The sequence below is a fragment of the Aeromicrobium sp. PFPM2_SD2 genome, assembly GCF_057364525.1.
This window is the reverse complement of the sequence record NZ_JBNFNZ010000849.1, coordinates 1-496: the sequence shown is the minus strand read 5'-3', so window position 1 is coordinate 496 and position 496 is coordinate 1. Positions and strand designations below refer to the sequence as shown.

Sequence of the window (496 nt, the reverse complement as noted above, 5' to 3'; positions counted from 1 at the left end):
CAGCCGGTGCGCCTGGCCCGGCTGCGGCACGCCAGCTTCGCCGAGCGGCTCGTCCGCAAGTTCGACCTGCCGGTCGCCGGGTGGCGCGGCGCCGCCGAGCAGCGACGGAACGGGGGCGCCTGATGTGGCAGCACATCCGCCTGTCGTCGCTGGGCGTCATCGACGAGGCCGAGCTCGAGCTCGGCGAGGGCTTCACGGTCATCACCGGTGAGACCGGCGCCGGCAAGACGATGGTCGTCACCGCCCTCGGACTGCTGCGTGGCGCGCGGGCCGACTCCGGCCTCGTGCGCCACGGCAGCGGGCAGGCCCGCGTCGAGGCCACCGTCGAGCTGCCCGCGGGGTCCTCGCTGGCCGACCAGGTCAGCGAGGCCGGCGGCTCGGTCGACGACGGCACGCTGGTGCTGGGCCGGGTGCTGTCGGCGCAGGGACGCTCGCGGGCCTACGTCGGGGGAGCGGCGGCACCGGCCGCCCTGCTGAGCAGCGTCACCGACGAGCT

The 496-nt window shown here is 76.2% G+C and carries 1 protein-coding gene; it reads left to right on the top strand.

Annotation, left to right across the window (positions count from 1 at the left end):
* Positions 1 to 122: 122 nt before the first annotated feature.
* On the top strand, positions 123 to 496 hold a 374-nt coding region (locus tag AC2W7G_RS18465; protein ID WP_485869709.1), incomplete at its 3' end, for an AAA family ATPase.